This is a genomic window from Flavobacterium sp. LMO8 (genome assembly GCF_009495755.1).
Classification (GTDB): domain Bacteria; phylum Bacteroidota; class Bacteroidia; order Flavobacteriales; family Flavobacteriaceae; genus Flavobacterium.
Genome location: NZ_WIBJ01000031.1, coordinates 401,614 through 425,295 on the forward strand (window position 1 = coordinate 401,614; position 23,682 = coordinate 425,295).

At 32.3% G+C, this 23,682-nt stretch carries 19 protein-coding genes and 2 tRNA genes; 9 read left to right on the forward strand and 12 right to left on the reverse strand.

The features are described 5' to 3' along the window. Window positions 1-40 precede the first annotated feature (40 nt). A complete protein-coding gene (locus GFJ94_RS09770; RefSeq protein WP_153201349.1) occupies window positions 41-2,662 on the reverse strand; it encodes an AsmA-like C-terminal region-containing protein in 2,622 nt (873 codons plus the stop codon). A 142-nt stretch (window positions 2,663-2,804) separates the two neighbouring features. Further along, window positions 2,805-4,571, reverse strand: coding sequence for a signal peptide peptidase SppA (sppA, locus tag GFJ94_RS09775; RefSeq protein ID WP_153201350.1), 1,767 nt, complete (start codon window positions 4,569-4,571; stop codon window positions 2,805-2,807). A 116-nt stretch (window positions 4,572-4,687) separates the two neighbouring features. Between sppA and folK the strand changes: the two genes are divergently transcribed. After that, on the forward strand, window positions 4,688-5,830 hold the full coding sequence (gene folK / locus GFJ94_RS09780; protein ID WP_153201351.1) for a 2-amino-4-hydroxy-6-hydroxymethyldihydropteridine diphosphokinase: 1,143 nt from the start codon (window positions 4,688-4,690) through the stop codon (window positions 5,828-5,830). A gap of 115 nt (window positions 5,831-5,945) precedes the next feature. On the opposite strand, the gene GFJ94_RS09785 is transcribed toward folK, so the two are convergent. After that, window positions 5,946-6,473: an RNA methyltransferase gene (locus GFJ94_RS09785; protein ID WP_153201352.1), complete on the reverse strand. Its 528-nt coding sequence runs from the start codon at window positions 6,471-6,473 to the stop codon at window positions 5,946-5,948. A gap of 317 nt (window positions 6,474-6,790) precedes the next feature. On the opposite strand from GFJ94_RS09785, the gene mutS reads away from it, so the two are divergent. The 4 genes from mutS to GFJ94_RS09805 all read left to right on the forward strand — a co-directional run bounded on the left by mutS (window position 6,791) and on the right by GFJ94_RS09805 (window position 10,147). Next, window positions 6,791-9,358: a DNA mismatch repair protein MutS gene (gene mutS, locus GFJ94_RS09790; protein ID WP_153201653.1), complete on the forward strand. Its 2,568-nt coding sequence runs from the start codon at window positions 6,791-6,793 to the stop codon at window positions 9,356-9,358. A gap of 150 nt (window positions 9,359-9,508) precedes the next feature. After that, window positions 9,509-9,581, forward strand: a tRNA-Gly gene (locus GFJ94_RS09795). 16 nt (window positions 9,582-9,597) lie between these two features. Continuing rightward, window positions 9,598-9,683, forward strand: a tRNA-Leu gene (locus tag GFJ94_RS09800). A gap of 104 nt (window positions 9,684-9,787) precedes the next feature. Further along, window positions 9,788-10,147, forward strand: a complete 360-nt coding sequence (locus GFJ94_RS09805; RefSeq protein ID WP_153201353.1) for a DUF1508 domain-containing protein — start codon at window positions 9,788-9,790, stop codon at window positions 10,145-10,147. Window positions 10,148-10,200: 53 nt separating this feature from the next. Here GFJ94_RS09805 and GFJ94_RS09810 read toward each other — a convergent pair whose 3' ends face one another. From GFJ94_RS09810 to GFJ94_RS09825, 4 genes are all read right to left on the reverse strand, one after another. Continuing rightward, window positions 10,201-10,437 (reverse strand): hypothetical protein, encoded by a 237-nt coding sequence (locus tag GFJ94_RS09810; protein WP_153201354.1) that lies wholly within the window; start codon window positions 10,435-10,437, stop codon window positions 10,201-10,203. Window positions 10,438-10,546: 109 nt separating this feature from the next. Further along, window positions 10,547-10,753: a hypothetical protein gene (locus GFJ94_RS09815; RefSeq protein ID WP_153201355.1), complete on the reverse strand. Its 207-nt coding sequence runs from the start codon at window positions 10,751-10,753 to the stop codon at window positions 10,547-10,549. 163 nt (window positions 10,754-10,916) lie between these two features. After that, window positions 10,917-13,070, reverse strand: a complete 2,154-nt coding sequence (locus GFJ94_RS09820; RefSeq protein ID WP_153201356.1) for a S46 family peptidase — start codon at window positions 13,068-13,070, stop codon at window positions 10,917-10,919. Between the two features lie 52 nt (window positions 13,071-13,122). After that, window positions 13,123-14,427, reverse strand: coding sequence for a 3-deoxy-D-manno-octulosonic acid transferase (locus GFJ94_RS09825; RefSeq protein WP_153201357.1), 1,305 nt, complete (start codon window positions 14,425-14,427; stop codon window positions 13,123-13,125). A 98-nt stretch (window positions 14,428-14,525) separates the two neighbouring features. On the opposite strand from GFJ94_RS09825, the gene GFJ94_RS09830 reads away from it, so the two are divergent. The 3 genes from GFJ94_RS09830 to GFJ94_RS09840 all read left to right on the forward strand — a co-directional run bounded on the left by GFJ94_RS09830 (window position 14,526) and on the right by GFJ94_RS09840 (window position 18,287). Further along, window positions 14,526-15,653, forward strand: a complete 1,128-nt coding sequence (locus tag GFJ94_RS09830; RefSeq protein ID WP_153201358.1) for a DegT/DnrJ/EryC1/StrS aminotransferase family protein — start codon at window positions 14,526-14,528, stop codon at window positions 15,651-15,653. A 65-nt stretch (window positions 15,654-15,718) separates the two neighbouring features. Next, complete coding sequence (gene galE / locus GFJ94_RS09835) at window positions 15,719-16,735, forward strand: UDP-glucose 4-epimerase GalE (RefSeq protein WP_153201359.1); 1,017 nt, start codon at window positions 15,719-15,721, stop codon at window positions 16,733-16,735. An 88-nt stretch (window positions 16,736-16,823) separates the two neighbouring features. Then, the gene (locus GFJ94_RS09840; RefSeq protein ID WP_153201360.1) at window positions 16,824-18,287 is read left to right on the forward strand and encodes a hypothetical protein; all 1,464 of its coding nucleotides are present in this window, start codon (window positions 16,824-16,826) and stop codon (window positions 18,285-18,287) included. 45 nt (window positions 18,288-18,332) lie between these two features. Here the strand turns inward: GFJ94_RS09840 and GFJ94_RS09845 are convergent, their stop codons facing one another. Together GFJ94_RS09845 and GFJ94_RS09850 are read right to left on the reverse strand one after the other, a co-directional pair. Further along, complete coding sequence (locus GFJ94_RS09845) at window positions 18,333-18,845, reverse strand: gamma carbonic anhydrase family protein (RefSeq protein WP_153201361.1); 513 nt, start codon at window positions 18,843-18,845, stop codon at window positions 18,333-18,335. Between the two features lie 64 nt (window positions 18,846-18,909). Next, window positions 18,910-19,896 (reverse strand): type IX secretion system membrane protein PorP/SprF, encoded by a 987-nt coding sequence (locus GFJ94_RS09850; protein WP_153201362.1) that lies wholly within the window; start codon window positions 19,894-19,896, stop codon window positions 18,910-18,912. A gap of 325 nt (window positions 19,897-20,221) precedes the next feature. On the opposite strand from GFJ94_RS09850, the gene GFJ94_RS09855 reads away from it, so the two are divergent. Continuing rightward, the gene (locus tag GFJ94_RS09855; RefSeq protein WP_153201363.1) at window positions 20,222-21,121 is read left to right on the forward strand and encodes a NifU family protein; all 900 of its coding nucleotides are present in this window, start codon (window positions 20,222-20,224) and stop codon (window positions 21,119-21,121) included. Window positions 21,122-21,166: 45 nt separating this feature from the next. Here the strand turns inward: GFJ94_RS09855 and murI are convergent, their stop codons facing one another. From murI to GFJ94_RS09870, 3 genes are all read right to left on the reverse strand, one after another. After that, the gene (gene murI / locus GFJ94_RS09860) at window positions 21,167-21,946 is read right to left on the reverse strand and encodes a glutamate racemase (protein WP_153201364.1); all 780 of its coding nucleotides are present in this window, start codon (window positions 21,944-21,946) and stop codon (window positions 21,167-21,169) included. 75 nt (window positions 21,947-22,021) lie between these two features. Further along, the gene (locus tag GFJ94_RS09865) at window positions 22,022-22,525 is read right to left on the reverse strand and encodes an OmpH family outer membrane protein (RefSeq protein WP_153201365.1); all 504 of its coding nucleotides are present in this window, start codon (window positions 22,523-22,525) and stop codon (window positions 22,022-22,024) included. A 24-nt stretch (window positions 22,526-22,549) separates the two neighbouring features. Next, window positions 22,550-23,578, reverse strand: coding sequence for an OmpH family outer membrane protein (locus GFJ94_RS09870; protein ID WP_153201366.1), 1,029 nt, complete (start codon window positions 23,576-23,578; stop codon window positions 22,550-22,552). Window positions 23,579-23,682: the final 104 nt, after the last annotated feature.

Sequence of the window (23,682 nt, forward strand, 5' to 3'; positions counted from 1 at the left end):
AATTTGAAAGGGTTTTGTTTTTTGCTTTAATAAATTGAGTTTATTCTTTTTTCTTCTTTTTTCCGCCAAATAAATCTTTTATAGCTCCGTTAGCTTTGTCTTTAATTGTGTTTTTTATGTCTTCTTTTGGCGTAGTTGTAGTTTTTGTGGTATCTGTTGCATTGGTGGTTCCAGATGTATTGTTTTTTGTTCCGCCTAATAAATTTCCTAATGCAGTTGTTCCTTGATTGATGTATTTATCTTTTTGCATTTTAACCAATTGGGTTGCTAAATTAGTTGTGGCTTGCTTCATGTCGGTAGTAATTTTTGGCTGTTTGAAGTTTCCTCCAAGTGCTGCATTTACAGGAATATTTTGAATTTTATTTTGGTCAGCGGGCGTTAATTTAGCAATTAAATTAGTTACGTCTTTTCCTAAATATTTTGCAGGAACATCAAATTTTAAATTGTAATTCATATTTTGGTCAAAACCATGCGTTCCGCCAACATTTACTGTAATATCTTGGTATTTAATATCGAATGGTTTTACATTTACTTTTCCATCTTTAAAAGATAATGCCGCTTTTACATCGTTTAAGTTTACTTTACTCATATCGATGAATTTTACATTTGAACTTAACGAAGTTAAAAGTGCAGAATTTTTTTCGTTAACTGTAGTTGATAGTAACTGCCCAAATAAATCGCCCGAAATAGTTTTTAAATTTGGAGTCATATCTTGTTGTAAATCGCCCGAAAGTTTTATTGTTGAATTAATTTTACCATTAACAACACCAGCAATAGGAGCAATCGATTTCAGCATGTCTAATTGCGTGAATGATTCGGCAATATTAACGGCATTAAAGCCTAAATTCATATCAAATTTCGGAGTATTTCCTTTAGTAGAAACGGTTCCGGTTAAACCGATATTTCCCCCAAAAACACTCATTTTTAAATTATTTAAAGCTACCGCTTCATCACGAATTACCATATTGCCTGAAACATCTTGTAAATTCAAATTGTCGTAAACTACGGTTCTTGCTTTTGCAGTAACACTACAATCTAAGAAGGATGGAATTTTAACCGCTTCTGTAGTTTTTTTACCTTCTTCTGTAGTGGTTGTAGTTGGCGCCATAAAATCGGAAACGACTAATTTTGTCGAATTCATATTGAAATTTCCTTTCAGAATTTGGTTTTTGAATACAAATCCGTAAAAGTTATCCAACGTTCCTGTTACTTGTAAATCGGAAGTTCCTGTTTTTGCATCAAATTGATTCAAACGAATTTGACTCGGATTAAATGCAACTGCAGCTTGATTGATTTTGAATGGTTTTGCCATCTCTGGACCTTCGTAATTGAATCCGGTCAAGCTTACAATTCCAGAATTTTGAATGTTTTGATATTGAGAAGTTTCAACTGATTTCATATCAAACTTCGTTTTTACATCGGCTTTTAAAATTCCGGTTAACGGTTTGTCTAACTTTACAGGATACGCTTTGGTAACGTTTGCTAAGTTGATAACTCCTTTTAATTCAGCATCTACTAAAGCATTTGTTGCAATGTTTCTAATATTAGCTTTCGCATTAAACACATCTTGGTCAATTGAAAACGAAAGTTGGTTCAAATCCATATACGTGTCGTTCATTAAACCTGTCTCGTTGATAATTTGTGTATCAATTATAATATTTTTAACCGATTTTGGTAAATCTGGATATTGGAAAGACGCATTATTCGAAGCAATTTTTACATCAAAAGCAGGAATAGTAGTTTTAGTTAAATTACCTTTTACTTTTCCATCTACCGAAAATTGTCCAGTTGTTTTTACTTTGTTGATATCACCTGAATAAGCTGCTGGAATTAATCCCAAGAAGTTTTTAAAATCAGATGTTGGTGTTTTGAATGTCAAGTCATAGGTTTGACCTACTTCCACCATTTGAATAAATCCATTGAATTCTAATGGCAATTGATTGATTAATGCTTTGTTGTCTTTGAATTCGTATTTGCTTTTCTCTAAATCAATTCCTAAAATAGCATCTAATGAAATGGCTACGTTGTTCATGTAGTTCATTTTGTCCATATCAAAAGATAGTTTTGCAGTAGTTTTTGTATCTAAATCTAATTTTTGAGCTGCAAAATTTCCTTTTCCTTCGTGATTGATGCTATCTAAAACCATTTTCATTTTAGAACCTTCGTCTATGTAAGTAAATTTTAAATTTTCAACTTCATAATCTTGAATATTCAAAGCAAATGGTTTGCTGTCAGAAGGTTTTTTTTCTGTTTCATCTTTTAATGCAATATCAAAATTCCCTAAACCATCTTTATTAAAAATGATGTTTACAATTCCGTCAACTACACTAAAACTTTCTAAATTCATAGCTTCGCCATCACCTTTAAAAAGCTCTTTAACACTCATGGTTACATTGGTTTCACCAGCATATAAAAGAGTGTCTTTTTCAAAAGGAGCTTTTGTAATAATGCTCAATTTTTCTATCGTAACATTGGCTTGCGGAAAACTTTTGAATAAACTCAAATCTACATCTTCAAATGCAATGTTGGCATTTACATTTTCGTTCAAAGTTTTGGCAATCATTTCCTTGATTTTGTCTTTGAATAAGAATGGCGCTGCTGCCAATGCGATGATGGTTACCAATAGAAATATTCCAAGTCCTTTTAAAACTTTCTTTACCATAATTGTGTTTTTTGAAGTGAATGTGATTTAAGTTTAACAAAATTAATACCAATTGCTATAAGTTCTATTAATTTTATGTGAAACTTATAAAAAAAATCCCAAAAACAAATAGTCTTTGGGATTTTGATGTTTGTAGTATAGATTAATGAATTTCAATTTCATAAGGCATAATTGCTTGAATACCTTTTCTGCTTTTAACACGTTTGATTTGTTCCAACATTTGGAAACCTTCTTCACCTAATTGTTCTTTTAATAATTGTTCTTTGGTTTTAAACATTGCTATTCCAGTGAAATTAGCTAATAAATCTTCAAAGTTTTTCTCATATTCTGGATAATTTTCTGTTCTGTAAGAAGAAGTTTTCCCAAGTTTAGCTGCGTATTTGATAGCTGCATCTAAACCTCCAATTTCGTCAACTAAACCAAGTTTATGAGCGTCAATTCCTGTCCAAACTCTTCCCTGTGCAATAGCGTCAACTTGTTCTGTTGTCATTTTTCTTCCATCAGCTACACGTTTTAAGAAAGTAGCGTATGTTTTTTCGATGCTTTCTAAAACAAATCCTTTGAAGTTTTCGTCAATTGGTTCAAAAACACTGTATCCACTTGCGTTTTCATGTGTTTTAACTTGTTCAGCATTAATTCCAATGTTTTTGCCTAATTGGTTCATGTTGGGTAACATCCCAAAAACTCCGATGGAACCAGTAATTGTATTTGGTTCAGCGAAAATTCTATCTGCGTTAGCTGCAATATAATAACCGCCCGAAGCCGCATAATTCCCCATAGAAACTACAACTGGTTTGACTTTTTTAGTGATTTCTATTTCTCTCCAAATCAATTCAGAAGTTAAAGCACTTCCTCCTGGACTATTTACACGTAATACAATTGCTTTTACATCTTTATCATCGCGAGCTTCTTGTAAAGAACGTTTGATAGAACCTTCGCCAATTACATTAACATCGCCTTCACCACCAGTAATTTCGCCTTGAGCGTAAATTACGGCAATAATGTCATTTTTAGAGTAATCTTCAACAGTAGAAGCTGCTTTTTTAGCATAATCGGTAATACTAACAATATCGTATTTTTCTTTTTTGTCTACTTTTAATTTAGCTCTAATCATATCGTGATACTCATCTTCATAAGCTACTTTGTCGACTAATTTATTAGCTAAAGCTAACTCTGGAGTTCTTGCACCTAAAGTATTGGCAATAGCATTCAATTGGGCAACAGATAATTTTCTGCTTTTAGAAATATCGGCAACAATTGTATTCCAAACAGAGTTCAATAAAACCGTCATTTGTTCACGATTTTCTGGACTCATTTCTTGAGCTAAGAATGGTTCTACTGCACTTTTGTATTTTCCATGACGAATAACTTCCATTTTTACACCCGATTTCTCTTGTAAATCTTTCATGTATATAATTTCAGAAGATAATCCTTTGAAATCAACTTCTCCCATTGGATTCAAATACACTTGGTCGGCAACCGAATTTAAATAATATTCGCCTTGGGTGTAATAATTTGCATAAGCATAAACGAATTTGCCCGATTTTTTAAACTCTTCTAATTTATCACGAACGGCTTTGCTTTGCGCTAAACCTAACTGTGATTGATTATTTAAAATAGAAATTCCTTTTATTTTGTCATCGGTTTTAGCTGCTTCAATCGCATTTAAAATGTCCGTAACACCATCATGATGTGCTTCAAAGTAATTGAAGTCTTTATAATTCGTTTTTCCAGCGTAGTCTAAAGATACTTTTGATAAATCCAATTCAATAACCGAATTCTTTTTTACACTAACCGTGTCATCACCACTACCTGCAATGGCTCCAATGATTATAATTCCGAAGAAGAAAATCATGCAAAAAATAAATATACCTACAATTGTAGCTAATACATTTCCTAAAAATCTCATTTCAATTTATTTATTAATTACCTAATTAGTAGTTAAAAGCATAAAATTGTTACATGTTCATAAAAAAACAAGAAAGGTAAATTATAAGTCTAAAATTGTTTGTTATTTTGCCAAATATGAGTCAGCATCAAGTCATTTTATCATTAGGAAGCAATCAAGGCAATCGATTAGAAACGATTCAGTCTTGTATTAATTTGATTCATAACGAAGTAGCGACAGTTGTAAAGGTTTCTAAAATTTATGAAACGCCAGCTTGGGGTTTTGAAAGCGAACATTTTTATAACGCTGCGATTTTAATTCATACGTCAAAATCGGCTCAAAAAATTTTGAAGCAGGTTTTAAAAGTGGAAAAGAAATTAGGTCGAGTTCGTTCCAAAGATTCAGGTTATCAAGCCCGAATTATTGATGTTGATATCATTGCTTTTGATGAAGAAATTATTTCGACAGAAACCTTGCAAGTTCCACATCCATTAATGCAAAATCGAAAGTTTGTGTTGCAACCGATGTTGGATTTGGGATTAAATTGGGAACATCCAACGTTGAAAAAATCTATTGCGCAACTATTACTTCAAACCGAAGATAAAAGCGAAATAAAAGCAGTTCATTCTATAGTTTCACCTATCGAAAAACTCCAATTACAACAATTCAATTACATTGCTATTGAAGGAAATATTGGTGCAGGAAAAACCACTTTGTCAACCAAATTAGCAGAAGATTGCAATGCCAAATTAGTATTGGAACGCTTTGCAGATAATCCATTTTTACCAAAGTTTTACAAAGATCAAAGTCGCTACGCTTTCCCATTAGAAATGTCGTTTTTAGCCGATAGATACCAACAATTATCGGATGATTTAGCGCAATTTGATTTGTTTAAAGATTTTGTTGTGGCCGATTATCACATTTTTAAATCCTTGATTTTTGCCAAAGTAACGCTTCAAGAAGATGAATTTCGCTTGTACAAAACCATGTTTGACATCATCCACAAAGAAATGCCAAAACCTGATTTGTATGTGTATTTGTATCAAAATACCGAAAGATTGTTGGAAAACATCAAAAAGCGTGGCAGAAGTTACGAGCAAGAAATTCCAGCGGATTATTTAGAAAAAATCAATCAAGGCTACTTAGATTACATCAAAACACAAACCGATTTGAATGTGCTAATTATTGATGTTTCGGATTTAGATTTTGTGAAAAAACAGGAGGATTATGTGTTTTTGTTGAATGAAATTAACAGGAAAATAGTATTAGCACGCGGATGAAACGGATTCGCTTAGCGAAACGCCGATTTTTACGGATTTTCTATATTTACTCTGTAAAGTGCAACGTCTAAAATCAACACAAAGTAACTCTATTGTGTCTATGTGTTTAGAAAATTTATTTCAACTTCTGAAACAAATCCCAAATCACAATTCCAGCACTCACCGAAATATTCAACGAATGTTTACTTCCTAATTGCGGAATTTCAATCACGCCATTGCTTAAATTAATAGCTTCTTGTGAAACGCCTTTTACTTCGTTTCCAAAAATTAAGGCATATTTGGTATTGATTTCTGGTTGAAAATCATCCAACATAATAGCATTTTCGGTTTGCTCCACCGAATACACTTTTACATTTTCTTGTTTCAATTGGTTCGCTACATCTAAAACGTCATTTGCATATTCCCAAGCAACGGTTTCTGTAGCGCCAAGAGCTGTTTTATGAATTTCTTTATTCGGAGGGACAGCCGTAATTCCACATAAATAGATTTTCTCAATCAAAAATGCATCCGAAGTTCTAAAAACCGAACCAATATTGTGCAAACTTCTAATATCGTCTAAGATGACAATAATGGGTGTTTTTTGAGCTTCTTTAAACTCGTTGATGTTTTTACGTTCTAATTCTGCGTTGGCTAATTTTCTCATGTGGCAAAAATAGATATAATGTGGCAATTAGGCAATTAGTTTTTAACCACAAAGAATACAAAGAAGGCACAAGGCTCAATAATTTTTATGGAAATAGCTTTGAGAACTTTGCGAAAAACTTTGCTCCCGAAGCTTCGGGATTTCCGTTAAAATTTTAAACTTGAAATTGAACTTGTTCTTGCAATTGAAAATTGTTCTTGCTCTTGCCCTTGAAATTGTTATTGAAATTATTACCTTCGCAATCATACTTAAAATTTGAAATTGTGGCTAAAAAATCTGCAGCAACTCCCGATAAAACACCCAAGGAAACACCTTTAATGAAGCAATACAACGAGATAAAAAACAAATATCCCGATGCTTGTTTATTGTTTCGTGTGGGCGATTTTTATGAAACCTTTGGAGAAGATGCAGTGCGTGCAGCCGGAATTTTAGGAATTACCTTAACTAAACGTGGTGCAGGTTCTGAAACTGAAACGGCTTTGGCAGGATTTCCGCATCATTCCATAAATACGTATTTACCCAAGTTAGTTAAAGCCGGACTTCGAGTGGCGATTTGCGACCAATTAGAAGATCCAAAAATGACTAAAACCATCGTAAAACGTGGTGTTACGGAGTTAGTTACCCCTGGAGTTTCAATGAATGATGAGGTGTTACAGTCGAAGTCGAATAACTTTTTAGCATCGGTTCATTTTGGGAAGAAAATGGTTGGTGTTTCATTTTTAGATGTTTCTACAGGTGAATTTTTGGTTTCACAAGGTAATGAAGAATACATCGATAAATTATTGCAAAACTTTCGTCCAAGTGAAATTTTAATTCCAAAACAGTTTAAAAATCAGTTTAATTCGGTTTTTGGAGACGATTTTCATACCTTCTTTTTGGAAGATTGGGTGTATAAAGAAGATTATGCGTTAGAAAGTTTAACCAAACACTTTCAAACCAATTCGCTAAAAGGTTTTGGAGTAGAAGAATTAACAGAAGGTTTGATTGCTTCTGGAGCAATTTTGTATTATTTATCGGAAACGCAGCACAATAAAATTCAACATATTACCAATATTCAGCGTATAGCAGAAAATGCTTACGTTTGGATGGATAAATTTACGATTCGAAATTTAGAATTATATCACAGTTATAATCCCAATGCGGTAACGCTTTTGGATGTTATTGATAAAACGCTTTCGCCAATGGGTGCAAGGCTTTTGAAACGTTGGTTGGCGCTTCCGTTGAAAGATATTGCAAAAATTAGAAGTCGTCATGAAGTGATTTCATATTTGAAAACCAATCCAGAAGTTTTACACCAAATTCAATATCAAATCAAACAAATTTCCGATTTAGAACGTTTGATTTCAAAGGTTGCTACGGGAAAAATTTCGCCAAGAGAAGTCAATTTTCTGAAAGATTCGTTAGATGCTATTATTCCAATTAAAACATTGGCTTTAGGTAGTGAAAATGAAGCATTACGAGTAATTGGAGATAGTTTGCATGCTTGTGAATTATTGCGCGAAAAAATCAAAACGACCATTCAAGAAGATGCACCAGTAAGTGTAAATAAAGGAAATGCAATTGCTGTTGGAGTTCATTCGGAATTAGATGAATTGAGAGCGATTTCTTCAACCGGTAAAGGCTATTTGGAAGAATTAGAACAGCGAGAAAGTGCTGCTTCTGGGATTCCCTCATTAAAAATCTCGTTTAATAACGTTTTCGGTTATTATATCGAAGTTAGAAATACGCACAAAGATAAAGTTCCAGCCGAATGGATTCGCAAGCAAACCTTAGTGAATGCCGAGCGTTACATTACGGAAGAACTAAAAGAATACGAATCTAAAATTTTAGGTGCCGAAGAAAAAATCCATCAATTAGAAAATCAGTTGTTTGAGCAATTGGTGAATTGGATTGCGACTTATATCAAACACGTTCAGTTGAATGCCAATTTAGTTGCGCAATTGGATTGTTTGACTTCTTTCACTCAATTAGCGATTGATAACAAATATGTTTGCCCTGATTTAGATGAAAGTTTCGATTTAGAAATTAAAGAAGGTCGTCATCCTGTTATTGAGAAGCAATTGCCTGTTGGTGTGCCGTATATTTCAAATGATGTGTATTTGGATAGAGAAACCCAACAAATCATCATGATTACCGGTCCGAATATGTCGGGTAAATCGGCTATTTTGCGTCAAACGGCTTTGATTGTGTTAATGGCGCAAATGGGGAGTTTTGTTCCAGCAGAAAGTGTTAGAATGGGTGTGGTGGATAAAATTTTTACTAGAGTAGGGGCAAGCGATAATATTTCGATGGGTGAATCTACATTTATGGTGGAAATGAACGAAACAGCTTCTATCTTGAATAATATTTCAGAAAGAAGTTTGGTTTTGTTAGATGAAATTGGACGTGGAACTTCAACTTATGATGGAGTTTCGATTGCTTGGGCGATTTCAGAATATTTGCACGAACATCCAAACAAACCGAAAACCCTTTTTGCCACACATTATCATGAATTAAACGAAATGGAAGTTACATTTGAACGCATTCAGAATTTCAATGTATCGGTGAAAGAATTAAAAGATACCGTTTTATTCATTCGTAAATTAGTTAAAGGCGGAAGCGCACATAGTTTTGGTATTCACGTAGCAAAAATGGCAGGAATGCCTCAAATTGTAATTCAAAAAGCGCAAAAACTATTAAAGCAATTAGAAAAAAGACATTCCAGCGAAGAATTATCAGGAATTAAATCGGCAAATGATGAATTACAATTGAGTTTCTTTAATTTAGATGATCCGCTTTTAGAAGATATTAAAGAAGAAATCATGAATATCGACATCAATACCTTAACTCCTGTGGAAGCTTTAATGAAGTTAAATGAAATAAAACGAATGTTGGTAAAAAAATAATTTTAAAATAAATAATTCGTTATCAAAAGGTTATAAAAAAGTTTCAATTTTTATTTAAAAAGTGCTTGCAAGAATAAAAATATGTACTATATTTGCACTCGCAATACGGAACAAGTATGGCGACGTTCTTTAAAGATTATAATACGAAACGCGAAAATAGCTCAGTTGGTAGAGCGCGACCTTGCCAAGGTCGAGGTCGCGGGTTCGAACCCCGTTTTTCGCTCTATACCAAAATATTTGCTTGAGTGGTGGAATTGGTAGACACGCTGGACTTAAAATCCAGTGGGTAGTAATGCCCGTGCGGGTTCAAGTCCCGCCTTGAGTACAAAAGCTCCGAACAATGTTCGGAGCTTTTTTTGTTTATAAAATTCTTGTTTTAGAATTTTCTGTTATCTTTAAAGAATTCTTTATAAATTATCAATCTAAACTATGGGTACATTTGTAATCGCACAACGATTAAGCGGGGCTTATAAATATGAGTTTGTTTCTAGAAAAGGGAAAACTATTTTTACGAGCAACGATTTCGAATTGCGTTTTGAATGTGAAGAAGAGATAGAAAAGCTTAAAAACTCTTTGGAACGATGTGTTTTTATGCGTTTTAAATCTTCTAGTGGAAAATTTTTCTTCAGATTGTTGTTGAATGGTCATGAAGTGGCTGTTAGCAGAAGGTATACTACGCAATTGCTACTTCAAAAAGGAATTGACGAGATAATAAAATATGCTGATAAGGCAGAATTTTTGGACTTTTCTTCTGCTGAGGATATTTTTGGTTCAGAAGCAAATGAATAGTAATAAAAAAGCCCTACAATTTTTGCAGGGCTTCGTGTTGAAATGTGGTAATGTTACTCGTCAACTCTTTTTAGACTTACTTTAGCTGTTTCTTCAACTTTAGCAACAGTAGAATCTACAACAACAGCAGTAGAATCTACAACAACAGCAGTAGAATCCATAACTTCAGTTGCAGTTTCTTCAACTTCTGTTGTAGTTGAGTCAATAGTGTTTTCAACTTCAGTAGCAGCTTCTTTACAAGAAACGAACATAGCAAATACAATAGCTAAGCTTAATACGATTTTTTTCATTTTATTTTATGTAAAAGGTTATTGTTAAAATGGACTTTGATTAATCTACTTTTTTTATATTAAAAAAGCCCCACTTGGTGGAGCTTAATTTTTTTCTGTCAGCAATTAATTAGTGAGCAGGTGCAGCTTCAGCTGGTGCAGCCTCAGCAGGTGCAGCAGTAGTATCAACTGCAGTAGTATCAGCTACTGGAGCAGCCTCTTCAACTGGAGTTTCAACTACTGTAGAATCTACAGTTTCTGTAGTTTCAGCAGCATTTTCTTTACAAGAAACGAACATAGCAGCAACAATTGCTAAACTTAAAACAACTTTTTTCATCTTACTAAATTATAAAGGTTAATTATTAATTCGGAGCAAAGATATAAATTTTTTAACATGTCAAAATATTTTTAGACATTTTTTTTTATTTTTTTTCTTTGGATTCCGAAATGCTTTATTTCAAATGGCGTGCCAAACTTTTTATTTTTAAAAATATTTGTAATTATTTGGCTTTTTGTGACTTAGGGTAAACAATTGTCATCTCATCAATAAGGTTTTTCGCGCCAGCAAACTTGTCAATTACAAACAAAATGTATCTTGCATCTACCATAATGTTTCTACAGATTTCTGGACTGTAATAAATGTCGCTCATAGTACCTTCCCAAACTCTATCAAAGTTCAATCCAATAAGGTTTCCTTTTGCATCTAAAGCTGGACTTCCAGAGTTTCCACCAGTAGTGTGATTAGTAGCAATAAACGCTAAAGGCATTTTCCCGTTTTTATCGGCATATCTTCCGTAATCTTTTGCATTATACAAATCGATTAGTTTTTTTGGAACGTCAAATTCGTAATCGCCAGGAACGTATTTTTCGATAACTCCATCTAAATAACTTACAGGTTCGTAAATAACTGCATCGCTTGGTTTGTAGCCTTTTACTTTTCCATAAGTTACACGTAATGTGCTATTGGCATCAGGAAAAATCCTATCGTTAGGGAAGAATTCCATAATCCCTTTCATGTAGGTTCTTTGTAAAGCAATGTTTTTTAAATTGATTTCATTAAACTTAGGTGCTACATTTTTTTGGTAACTATCAGCAATCGATTTTACCAATTGATAACCTTTATCCTGATTTAATTTTTCTAAAATCGATTTCGCATCTCCATTTAATAATTCTTTTAAACCATTGTAGTTTGTTAATTTAGAAGAACCAAAAACATTTGCTGTTAAATTTGAAGCATTAACATTAATCAAACTTTCAGGTAAAAACTGTTTTGGTGATTTCGTAGCATACAAATTGATTAATTGCTCAAAAACTTTCTCATCAACTTGAGCACTATAATCTTTATACAAACCTTCGAATCCTGAAATTAAATTGTTTTTTCTATCATTAAATGCTTTTTCACCTTTTGTATTGTAAACTTGTTCCAATTGGTACAAACGGTATCCAAACGATAAAATTTCTGAATTACGTAAAACTACTTCGCTAAAATAGTCTCTCGCAATAGCGTATTCTCTAATGTCTTTGTAGTTCTTTTCGAAATCAGCTAAAATAGTTCCGTATTCAGCTTGTTTTCCTGCTTTGTTAACTCTTTCTTGGAATTTCTTTTCGAAATCTTTTTTGATAGCAACTGCATTCGATTTTTTCAAACCTTTAGTTTCACCAATCCATTTTTTCCAATAATTCGCAACACCAGCGTATTTTGAAGCATATTGAATTTTAATCGCATTATCTTTTCTCATGAAACCATCTTGTACTTTTAAAGCAGCATCACGAATTTCAATTTTAGCCGGATTCAAATCATTTACAATTTGTTCCACTGCGAATGATGGTAAATATTCCTGAGTTCTTCCAGGATAACCCATTACCATTGTAAAATCGTTTTCCTGAATTCCTTTTGCCGAAACTGGGAAAAAGTGTTTTGGTTTGTATGGAACGTTGTCTTTTGAATAGTCTGCAGGACGATTGTTTTTATCAGCATAAACTCTAAATAAAGAGAAATCTCCTGTGTGACGTGGCCAAACCCAGTTATCTGTATCCGAACCAAATTTACCGATTGAACTTGGTGGCGCACCTACTAAACGTACATCTTTGAAATTTTCAGTTACAAATAATAAGTATTGATTTCCATCGTAAAAAGCACGAATCATAACATCTTGCCAAGCTTCTTTTTGGAAACTTTTGCTAACCGTAGCAATATTTTGTTGGATTTTCTTTTGTTTATCACTTTCCGAAGGAAGATTTAAAACACCTTCAAAAATTTTAGTAGTAACATCTTCAATTTTGATAATGAAGGTTACAGTTAAATCTTTGTTTGGTAATTCGTCTTCCATTTTGTAAGCCCAAAAACCATTCGTTAAATAATCGTTTTCAACGGTAGAATGACTTTGAATGTTGTCATAACCACAGTGATGATTGGTTAATAAAAGTCCTTTTGGCGAAATCATTTCTGCTGTACAACCGCCATCAAAATGAGGAACAGCATCTTTTAAGCTGGAATTATTTACCGAATAAATAGCATCGGCACTAATTTTCATGCCTAAAGCTTTCATTTCTTTTTCGTTCGTTCCTTTCAATAGCGAAGGAATCCACATGCCTCCTTGTTGCGCTTGAACTTGGAAAACAACTAAAACAAGTAGTAATTTTAAAAATTTCATATCAATATTATATTTGTGGGTGCAAGTTACAATTTTAGTTTTGGAACAAAAATCAATTTATGGTTTCATTAGTAATATGATTCATAATCGTTTGAGTCGCACCTTTATTCATTTGGACAAATGTGCTGCAAATGTGACCTTTTTCTAATCGTTCATCTTCATTGTGAAGTAATAAATCAAAAGCTTCATTTAATTGGGTTTGATTTTGAATAGAAATACAACCTTCCATATTTACCAAAGCCGTAGCTTCTGCAAAATGCGAGTAATTAGGACCAATCACAACCGGAACTCCAAAAGTCGCTGGTTCTAAAATATTATGAACACCTGGATTTCCAAAACCACCACCTACATAAGCAATGTCAGCGTACGAATAAATTTTGGTTAAAATTCCAATGGTGTCAATGATAAAAACGTTGTATTCCTGTAGAGACGGGATTAATCGCGTCTCAACGTTTTCAGAAAACAAAATCGTTTTCTTTTGAATTTGATTTTTGAGATTTGAAATTTGTTCTTGTTTAATATTGTGGGGTGCAATAATAAATTTCACATCATCCGAACTCTGATTAATGTAATTCACCAATAAAGCTTCATCTTTTGGCCAAGAACTTCCAATTACAACAACTTTGGCTTTTTGATTTACATTTTTGTCAAATCGAGCGGAGTCGAGATTTTTAAATTGTTCGATAAAATCCATTGCATTATCTCGTTCTAAAATCGATACTACTCGGTCAAAACGCGTATCCCCTGAAATTTTCACATTATTGAATCCGATACTTTGAAGAAGTTTTTTAGAACTTTCATTCTGTACAAAAAAGTAATCAAAAGTTTTTAAGGCATTTCTGTAAAAACCGCCATACCACTTGAAGAATGCTTGTTTTTCTCGAAGAATTCCAGAAATTAAATAGGTTTTAGTCCCGAAACTTCGGGATTGTTTCTTAAGTTCGTTCAAATAATTTGGCCAATACTCATACTTTATAAAAAACGCCATTTCTGGATGAACTAATTCAATAAATTGTTTCGCATTTGAAATCGTATCTAAAGGCAAATAAACTGTAACATCAGCAACCATATTGTTTTTTCTAACTTCATAACCCGAAGGTGAAAAAAACGTAACCACAATTTTATGAGTTGGAAATTGTTGTTTTATCGCTTCAATTACGGGTAAACCTTGCTCATATTCGCCCAAAGAAGCCGCATGAAACCAAATCGTTTTATCCGAAGATTGAATTTGATCAGCCAAAGTTTGAAAAACCGAATTTCGTCCATCAACAAAAAGTTTCATTTTTGGACTAAAAAGCGCTACAATTTTCAAAAGTTGGGCTGCTAAAAGCGTAATTATGTTGTATATAAATAGCATAATTGAATTTTATGGTGCTAAAATACGTTTCTTTTTAAGTTAGATAAAATTTGTACTATAGAATTTCATATTTTTGCTAGACTTAATTTTTATTCCAAATGAGAAAATTACAAATGGTTGACTTGAAAAGTCAATACGAAAAAATAAAAGAAGCAGTAAACGCTTCTATTCAAGAGGTTTTAGATACAAATACATACATCAACGGACCTTTGGTTCACCAATTTCAGGCCGATTTAGAAAAATATTTGGGAGTAAAACACGTAATTCCATGTGCTAACGGAACCGATGCGTTGCAAATTGCCATGATGGGATTGGATTTGAAACCAGGTGATGAAGTAATTACAGCCGATTTTACATTCGCAGCTACAGTTGAAGTGATTGCTTTATTACAATTAACTCCAGTTTTAGTAGATGTTGATATGAACAATATGAACATTTCGTTAGAAGGAATTCGTAAAGCCATTACGTCAAAAACAAAAGCAATTGTTCCAGTACATTTGTTTGGTCGCGCTGCCAATATGGATGCGATTATGGAAATTGCTCGAGAACATAATTTATATGTTATCGAAGATAATGCCCAAGCAATTGGAGCTGATTATACTTCAAAAGATGGTTCTAAAAAGAAAGTTGGAACAATTGGACATGTGGCTGCAACATCGTTTTTTCCATCTAAAAACTTAGGTTGTTACGGAGATGGTGGAGCAATTTTCACCAATGATGACGCTTTAGCACACAAAATCAGAGGAATTGTAAATCACGGAATGTATGAAAGATATCATCATGATGTAGTAGGAGTGAATTCGCGTTTAGATAGTATGCAAGCTGGAGTTTTGAAAGCGAAATTACCGCATTTAGATACTTACAACAAAGCACGTCAAGATGCTGCAAGAAAATATAGTTTGGCTTTAGGTGTGAATCCTAATATTTGGGAGCCAACCATATGTGAATCTTGTGATTGTCACGTATTTCATCAATATGTAATCCGTATTTTAAACGGAAAACGCGATGGTTTATTAGAACATTTACAAGCAAAAGGAATTCCATGTGCGATTTATTATCCAATTCCATTACACAGTCAAAAAGCCTATGCAGATGCTCGTTATAATGAAACTGATTTCCCAGTTACGAATCAATTAGTAAAAGAAGTAATCGCGTTACCAATGCATACGGAATTAGATGACGAACAAATTAAATTTATTACAGACGCTGTTTTAGAATACGTATAATAGTGTTCAGTTGCAGTATTCAGTCTCAGTTACTGTTTACTGCGACTGTAACAGAAAACTAAAAAATGAAGATATTAGTTACAGGTGGTTTAGGTTTTATAGGTTCACACACGGTTGTTGAATTACAAAATGAAGGTTTTAATGTAATTGCTATTGATAATCTTTCCAATTCATCTATTGCTGTTTTAGATGGAATTGAGCGCATTACAGGAAAAAAACCTTTGTTTGAAAATATCGATTTACGAGATAAATCGGCTGTTAAAAATTTCTTTTCAATATACCAAGATATTTCAGGTGTCATTCATTTTGCTGCTTCAAAAGCGGTGGGTGAAAGTGTTGAAAATCCTCTGTTGTATTACGAAAATAACATCAATTCTTTAGTTTATTTACTTCAAGAATTACAAAAAAAACCAGAAGCTCATTTTATTTTCAGTTCATCTTGTACAGTTTACGGTCAAGCCCAAAATATGCCAATTACTGAAAATGCACCTATTCAAACTGCGATGTCACCTTACGGAAACACAAAACAAATTGGAGAAGAAATCATAACTGATGTTGCCAAAGTAACTAATATCAATTCCATTTTATTGCGCTATTTTAATCCAATTGGAGCACATCCTTCGGCTGAAATTGGGGAATTGCCTTTAGGTGTTCCTCAAAATTTGGTACCTTTTATTACACAAACAGCATTTGGACTTCGAGAAAAATTATCCGTTTTTGGAAATGATTATCCAACTTCTGATGGGACGGCTATTCGCGATTACATTCACGTGGTAGATTTAGCAAAAGCACACGTAATTGCTTTGCAACGATTATTGAAGAAGCAAAATTCAGAAAAAGTAGAAACATTTAATTTAGGAACAGGAACTGGAAGTTCAGTTTTAGAAGTAATAACTGCTTTTGAAAAAGTGTCCAATCAAAAATTAAATTATCAAATTGTAGGTAGAAGAGAAGGCGATGTAATCGAAGCTTATGCTAATACCGACAAAGCAAATACTGTTCTAGGTTGGAAAGCACAATTTACTTTAGAGGAAGCTTTGGCAAGTGCTTGGAAATGGGAAATGAAAATAAGGTCTAAATAGCCAACTGTTAAAAAATCATCTTTTTTAATTATAAATAAAACCAATATTTTGTTTTTTTCGTAACTGAAAGTAATTAAAACTACAGATTATGAAAAAGACACTACTTTTTGTTACAAGTATCTTATTTACTTTAAATGTTTTCTCTCAAGTTGGAACAACTACTATTCAGAATGGAGTTGAATTCCAAATCGAAAGCAATTCAAAAGGATTGTTAATTCCAAGAGTAGCTTTAACATCAACAATTATTTCAGCACCTGTTGGACCAGCACCTATTGCAACAGGAGTGCTTGTTTTTAATACCGCAACTGCTGGTGTGGGTAGTACCGCTGTTTCTCCAGGATTTTATTATTGGTCTGGTACAGAATGGATTTCATTACGCTCAAGCGGAGGAACACCAAGTTTACAAAACTGGTCATTACTTGGAAATGCGGGTACCAACCCAAATCTTAATTTTTTAGGAACTACCGACAATCAAAGTTTTAGAATTAGAACTAACAACACCAATCGAGTTACTGTTGAAAATGATGGACAGGTTGTCATTGGAACAAATACAGCTCCTATAGCAAACACCTTAACGACAATTAATGCAGATTCAGGGCAAGTTGGTCTTTTTGTAAACAGCAACAATTCACAACGAACCATAAGAGCTTTAAATGCTACCAATACCCAGTTTGTAATTGATGGAGGTAATTTAGATGCCAATGGAGGTAGAGGTGTAATAGGAATTAGTGCCAATTTAGCGGCAAATGCAACTTCAACTGTTATGGGAGTTTTAGGAGTAGGAGGAAGAACAACATTTACTGAATTACCAGGGGAATCGGTAGGAGTTTCTGGTCAAGGGACTACAGGTTTGCATGTTAGAGGTGTAGGCAAAGGAAATGGAGTGGATTATTTTTCAGCTTATTTTGAATACGACCAAGATGATAATTTAGGAACAAGTAATGGTCCATTTGCCAGAATTGCAGGTAAAGACGTGAATTATTTTACTGGAAGTAATGCAACAAGAAGAGATGTTACGTATGGTGGATATTTTGACGCGAACACATCTACTACTGATTTTGTTTTTGTAGGAGCAAGAAATAACAATACTTCATACAAAGTTTTGGGAGGTGGTTCTTTGTCAACTATGGTAGAAGACAGAAATGGAAACAACCGAATTCTTCACGCTACAGAAACACCAGAAATTCTATTTGAAGATTTTGGAACTGGAAAATTAGTTAATGGGGAAGCGTATATTAAAATTGATGAATTAATGAGCGATCATATTTTTGTTGATGAAAGCCATCCAATGAAAGTTTTTATTCAATTAGAAGGGGATTGCAATGGAGTTTACGTTACTGAAAAAACAAAAAATGGTTTTAAAGTAAAGGAATTACAAAACGGTAGATCGAATATTTCTTTTTCATGGAATATGGTTGCGAATAGAGCTGATGTACTTGAAAAAGACGGGACTATAGCTTCAAAACATGTTGATGTTAGATTTCCAATTGGTCCAAAAAAATTAAATCAGGAAAAATCAGTTGAGAAGAAATACGAAATAGAAACTAAGTAAAAATAAAATCCCAAGTAGAATAAGCTACTCGGGGTTCTTTTTTTGCTAATCTTTAAACCAGCTTGAATACATTACATAATTATTTGAAATTCGTTCAATTTCACCGGCAAAATTGCTTTGATCAATATCTTTTACTTTCTTAGCTGGAACACCTGCATAAATACAACCTGATTCAACCACAGTATTTTGTGTTATTACAGAACCTGCAGCAATGATTGAATTACTTTCGATTACACAATTATCCATCACAATAGCTCCCATTCCAATTAAAACATTGTCTTTTATGGTGCATCCATGAACAATCGCGTTGTGACCAATTGAAACATTATTTCCAATAATGGTAGGATGTTTTTGATAGGTACAATGAACCACTGCTCCATCTTGAATATTAACTTTGTTTCCTATTGTTATAGAATTTACATCACCTCTAATTACAGCATTAAACCACACACTACAATTAGACCCAAAAGTAACTTCACCTACAATAGTTGCATTTTCAGCAATATAACAATCTTTAGGAATTTGAGGAAATTTTCCGTTTACTTCTTTAATTAACATATTGAATTCTTTTAAAAAAAATGTCCCGATTTTATCGGGACAAATATAATTGAAATATTTATTTTTAGTTAACAGCTGGACAATTACAATCCCAAGCTTTATCTTTACAAAATATATCCATACCTAATGTAATTTGATGAAAACCACCATTATCAAATTTCACATCACCCATCACATGGCTATAAGTATAAGAAACCATGAATTTTTTATAATTTACCCCAACAATAGGAGATATCCATTGTAATTTTTGATTACCACTATCTTCTGCGCCATCAAAACTTCTCCTGTAAGAAACAGCAGCCCACATTCTACCAAAATCAACTGCTTTATAAACTTTAAGATTTAAATCAATAGAAGATTCTTTTGTTTCAGAAACTCTTTGATACATTAAAGATGGTTCAAAAAGTAACTTATTTTCATCTCCAAAAACAGCTCCAACACTCCATATTAACTTACTCAAATTATCAGACTCAAATCCTTCAGAATATAATTCTCTTCTTTGATTGGCCAAAAAGTTTTTCATAGTTATATGAGTAAAGAAATCCATATAGTGATAAGAAACGCCTAAATCTACATTAAAATAAGCGTCTTTTTGAATTACACCATTTACAATTACAGGGTCAAATCCAGTAAATGTTGATCCATCCAAAGTACTTTGAACAAATGCTGCACTTAATCCAAAAGATAATTGATTTAAATCTAATGTTCCTCTAGAAAACCTTAAATGATGAGCATAAGTTAATTTCGCTCCTCTTTGTGAATGATAACCATTTCTATCATTAAACAATATCATACCAACACCAGACTTTCCATCCTCATCAACAGCTGTATTAAAACTAACAGTTTGTAACGAAGGAGCTTCCTCTTGCCCAAACCATTGTTGACGCCCAGTTAATCTAATTTTTCCACAATTTGCGGCACCAGCCATTGAAGGATGAATTAAATAATAATTATCTGATAAATAATCTGAATAAACAGCTATTCCTTCTTGAGAGAAAGAAAATTGTGTTAATAAAAATGCTAAAATAAAATAACTCTTTTTAAAATTCATTGTAGTTATTGTTTAGTGGAAACATATTTTTATTCTTTCTAATCAAAATTATAAGTTTTAAAATTAGAACCATTATTAGTAAAAAACAACATTTTGTAGTTTTTTACTACGAACTTGCCAAAGATATAAATTTTTAGGGTTCTTTTACAATTCGATTTAAATATTCTTAAGTTAAATTTACATTTTTTTAATGATTAGAATACAAAAAGAGCTTTTATAATTATTTAGTTCATCAAAATCTAATAAAAAGTTAAATAAAAAAGTCTATATCCAAAACAAACTACAAATCTTTTGAACTTTGTATCTTTGCAAAAAAAAAGATATCATGCAAGTAATCGCAACTAAAATAACTCAAAATCCAGCCATTGTAAAATTTGAATTGGATGAAATTATCGTTAGAACAGAGAATTTTGAATTCAAAAACATTGACGAAACTCAAAATTCACCTTTAGCAAAACAATTATTCTTTTTACCTTTTGTAAAAACTGTATACATTTCAGGAAATTTCATTGCTATTGAAAAATTTTCAATTGTAGAATGGGAAGATGTACAGCAAGATGTTGCCAATCAAATTAACGAGTTTATTTCAAATGGAGGTGTTATTCTTCAAGTTGATGAAAATAAAACCAAAAAGCAACCAATCACCGTTTATGCCGAAACCACTCCTAACCCATCAGTTTTAAAATTTGTTTGCAATAAACTTTTAACAAAAACGGCTTTAGAGTGCAAAAATATTGATGAAACTAGTGCATCACCATTAGCAAAAGAATTATTTAAGTTTCCTTTTGTGAAAGAAATTTTTATAGACGAAAATTACATTTCTGTTACAAAATTTGCAGTAACAGAATGGGATGAAATCACTTTAGAGTTAAGAACTTTCATTAAAGAATTTATTGAAAAAGGAAATATTGTAATTGATGAAACTGCCATTGTAAAAACTGAAATCCACCAAAAGCAACAAGAAGCTTATTTTGATACGCTTGATGTAACTTCACAGCAAATAATCAACATTATTGAAGAATATGTAAAGCCTGCCGTTCAAAGTGATGGTGGCAATATAATGTTTGAATCTTTTGACCCAACTGAAAAAAGAGTTAAAGTAGTTTTGCAAGGTGCGTGTAGTGGTTGTCCATCATCAACATTTACTCTAAAAAACGGAATTGAAAACATGCTGAAAGACATGTTAAAAGACGAAGCAATTAAAGTAGAAGCAATTAATGGATAGTGTCAATTTTTTAAATTTTATTAGCTTTTTTATATTACAATTGTATTAAAAATTCTTATAAACAACTTTTTCCTTATGATTTAAGATGGTTTGTAAAACTTCAGGCTCGCTGTTCGTATAGAATATTTGCGAGCCTTTTTCTTTTGAAGAATTAAGTAAGTGATTTTGTTCCATTATTTTTTGGGTTTGTTTGGCAACAGCTTCACCTGAATCAATAATTTTAATATGAGGCGGTATTATTTTTTTTATTTGTGGAATCAAGTATGGGTAATGGCTACATCCCAGAACTAAATAATCAATGTTTTTTTCTATCATCGGATTTAGATAGCTTTTTAATAGTTCTTCCATTTCAGGAGAATCGATATCACCATTTTCGATTAATTGGACTAATCCATGGCCTATTTGTTCAATAATTTTTACGTCTGGATGATTTTCTACACTTTTATGGAATAACTCACTGTTTAAAGTTCCTTTTGTAGCAAGAATTCCTATAGTATGCGTTTTAGATTGTAACGCAGCAGGTTTTATGGCAGGTTCTATTCCTATAAAAGGAATCTTATATTTAGATCTTAGTTCTTTTATCGCATTTGTTGTGGCTGTATTACAAGCTACAATTATTATTTTGCAGTTTTGTTCTAAAAGAAATTCTGTGTTTTTATAACATAGTTCAATAATTTCTTCTTTGGTTTTTAATCCATAAGGAGCATTTTTGCTATCAGCTAGATAGATAGTATTTTCATTTGGTAATAATGAATTTACTTCTTTCCAAATTGAAGTTCCTCCAATTCCTGAATCAAATAGACCAATAGGGTTTTTGTTTATCATAATAACAAAATTAAAAAAAAACTGCTCAATCTTAATTAAGATTGAGCAGTTTTTAAATTTGCATTAGAAATTTAATTAGAAACCTAAAGATTTTTTTACGTCTGCTAATAAATCTGTCCCTTCAGCAACTAAAACACCGCTACCTGTAGTTGCGTCTAGAACATAATTAAAACCTTTCTCTTTAGCAACTTTTTTTATAGCAGCTTGTGCTTTTTCCATAATAGGCTTAATTAAATCCATTTCTTTTTGGCCTAAATCTTTTTGTGCAGTTTGTTGAAATTGTTGAATGCGAGCACCCATATCTTGCATTTCTTTTGAACGTGTTTCGTTTAAAGCGTCACCAGCAGTTGCAGCTTCTTGTTCGTATTTTTGTAATTTAGTTTGGTATTCAGTAACCATGTTTTTGTAGTCTTTGTCATAAGTTTCCTGAATTTTTTTCATTTGATCTTGAGCTGTTTTCATTTCTGGCATTGAAGTCATTAATGCTTGTACATCTATATGAGCAACTTTTGATTGTGCTGAAACTTGAGTTCCAATAAAAAGTACGATTGCAATTGCTAATGTTTTTAATTGTTTCATTTTTTAATTTTTAATTTAGGTTATTTAATCTTTTTTCTCTTGTTCTGTTTTGTTTTCTTTTGCTTTTTTAGCAGCTTCTTTGTCTTCAGCTATTTTTTTCTTTTTTTCTTCTAATGCCTTTTTGCGTTCTTCTAATTTTTTATTTCTTTCTTCAATACTTTTTTGTTTAATTTCAGCTGGAGTTAGTTTTTTAGGTTTATCTATTTTCTCTAATTCTTCATTATTAATAGAATCTTCTACTTTTTTTTCCTCCGTATTTTCAATTTTATTATCCTCGGAAGTTTTGTTTTCAATTACTGTGCCATTTTTTTTGGCATTGCGTTCATCGATTAGTTTTTGTCTTTTTTCAGCCGCATCAGCTTTCTTTTTTTCGGTTGCTAATTTTCGATCTTCTAAAAGTTTTTCTCTAGCAGCTTTTTTTTCATCTAATTTTCTTTGTCTCTCTGTGTATGCTGGATTTTCCTCAAGAGCTTCCTCAAGAGCTTCTTTTGCTTCTAACGCTTTTAATTGTTTTTTAGTCATTTCTTCTCTTTTCTGAGAAGAGGTTAGTTTTTTTACAACAAAATCACTTATATCATATTTTTGAGCTGCAAATAACATCGTTAAGTCTGAAGATTTATCAAAAATGAAATCATATTTTCTTTGTTCAGCTACGTCTTGTACAATTGTAAAGATTTGATCTTGTATAGGTTTTACTAAAACAGTTTTTTGAATAATTAAATCGCCTTTTGGTCCAAATCGGTTTTCTTGATATTCAAATAATTCTTTTTCTAATATAATAATTTCATCTTCTCTCTCTTCAATTAATTCTTTTGTTAGTAAGACTCTTTCTGTTTTTAAAGCTTCCTTTAATTTTAATATTTCAGTTTTTTTTATTTCAATATCTTGTTTCCATTTTTTTGCTTTTTGCTCTAATTGATTTATAGCCTCAGCATAATCGGGCACTTTTTCTAAGATATATTCCATGTCTATATATCCAATTTTTACTCCTCTAGCTGTTTGCGCTTGAATGTAGCTTGAGGATATGACAAGTAAAAACAATAATTTTTTCATTTCTGCTTATTTTTGTTATGTTTTGAATCATTTTTGATTCAGTTTTAATAAGTGTAAAACGCTAATAATGATATAATATTTTTACGAATTTAACAAAAAAGAAC